1 protein-coding gene is annotated in these 1528 nt (G+C 79.0%); it reads right to left on the reverse strand.

The genetic code is table 11. The annotated features are described in order from the left end of the window. Positions 1-30 precede the first annotated feature (30 nt). Entirely contained in the window at positions 31-1440 is a 1410-nt protein-coding gene (locus GTQ99_RS23130; protein ID WP_205708092.1) for a threonine/serine exporter family protein, read from the reverse strand. Positions 1441-1528 lie beyond the last annotated feature (88 nt).

Here is a 1528-nt window from a genome sequence, read left to right on the forward strand (position 1 = left end):
GCTCGGGGGCGGCGGCTCGGGGGCGGCGGCTCAGAAGCGGCGGTTGAGGGCGCGCCGGCGCACGAGGCGCTCGACGCGGTCGAACTCGCGCCGCAGCGGCTGGGAGCAGAACTCCCCCAGCGTGACCCCCGCCGCGAGCGCCAGCGCGGTGCCGAGCGCGCTGACGAGCAGGGCGAGCCCGGCGGAGGTGCCGCCGCCCACGACGGCGAAGATGGCGCGGTAGATCGCCAGCCCGGGCAGCAGCGGCACGATGCCGCAGACGGCCACGACGAGGCCGGGCACGTTCCAGCGCCAGGCGGTGCCCTCGGCCAGGAAGCCGACGAGCAGGGCCGCCAGGCCGGCCGCGGCGACCGGCCCGGCGCCGGCGGCGACGGCCAGCGCGGACGTCGCGGAGGCGGTGGCCCCGGCCAGGCCCGCGAGGGCGACGGCGCGGCCGGCGGCGTAGCCGGAGACGGCCCAGGCCGTGGCGGCGGCGGTCCCGGCGAGCACCTGGACCACCAGCGGCGGGGCCTCGGTGGGCGCGAAGGCCAGGCTCAGGGTGATGCCGGCGCGCTGGCCGAGGTCGAGGACGCCGGCGATGCCGAGCACGAGGCCGGTGGTCAGCAGCAGCGTCTCGAAGGCGCGGGCGCTGGCGGTGACGTAGAAGCCGGAGATGGCGTCCTCGGCGGACTCCACCAGCGACAGACCCGCCAGCAGCACGACGATGCCGGAGCCGACGACGAGCGAGGGCGGCAGCGGCCCGACCCAGTCGGGCAGGTGCGGCTGCCACAGCAGCAGCGCCAGCGCGAAGCACGTCGCGACGCCGGCGCCGGCCACCTGCTGGAAGAAGGCGGGCAGCCCGCGGTGGTTGGCCGCCGCCAGCAGCAGCTGCAGCACGGCGGTGACCACGGCCGCGCCGACGGCGACGGCCCAGCTGCCGCCCAGCAGCACGGCCACCGAGACGGCCAGCCCGACGGCGCCCAGCGCGGACACCCGGCGGGTGTACGGCCGCCGCTGCGACAGCAGCCGCCGCAGGCGCGTGCTGACCTCCGCCGCGGGCAGGCCGTCGCCGGCGTCGTGGGCCAGCTCGTAGAGCGCGGACAGCCGCGAGTAGTCGGTGCCGCGCACGCGCACGACGCGCACCGAGGTGAGCGGGTGCCCGTCGGCGCCGGCGGTGGAGACGGTGACCGCGGTGTAGGTGATGTCGACCTGCGTGCGCGCCAGCCCCGCCCCGCCCGCGGCGCGCAGGGTCAGCGCGGTGACGTCGGCGGCGGAGGCGCCGCAGCTGAGCAGCGCCTCGGCCATCCGCACCAGGGCGTCGAGGACGTCGAGCGCCTCGCCCCGCGTCAGCCCGCCCTCGACGACGGGCTCGGCGGGGGCCGGTGGAGCGGCGGCGAGGACCTCCACCAGCCGGCTGCGCAGCCGGGCGCCCAGCCGGGCCCGGGTCCTCGGGAGTGGCACCCCGCGACGCTAGCGGACCAGTGCCCGCCGCCCGCACCGGCGGCGGGCACTGGTCCGCTAGCGTCGCGGGGTGCCACTCCCGAGGACC

The sequence above is a fragment of the Kineococcus vitellinus genome (assembly GCF_009906315.1).
Classification (GTDB): Bacteria; Actinomycetota; Actinomycetes; order Actinomycetales; family Kineococcaceae; genus Kineococcus; species Kineococcus vitellinus.